General features: G+C 60.3%; 1 pseudogene. It reads left to right on the forward strand.

Annotation, left to right across the window (positions count from 1 at the left end):
* Positions 1-257: pseudogene (locus Q4563_RS20940) on the forward strand (arginine decarboxylase); the annotation flags it as partial.

Genomic DNA, 257 nt, shown 5'->3' on the forward strand with positions numbered 1-257 from the left:
GGCGGGCATCGAACGGATCGGGCTGGAAGCCGGCAGCAAGCCGGAGCTGATTGCGGTACTGGCGCAAACCCGTGATATCAAGGCGACGATTGTGTGTAACGGCTACAAGGATGCGCATTTTGTGCGGCTGGCGCTGATGGCAGAGAAAATGGGCCATCATGTGTTTCTGGTGATCGAAAAACTGTCGGAATTACCCATGATCCTGCGCGAAGCGGAGCGGGTTGGCGTCCAGCCACGGCTGGGGGTGCGGGCACGGC

Source organism: Gilvimarinus sp. 1_MG-2023, assembly GCF_030548285.1.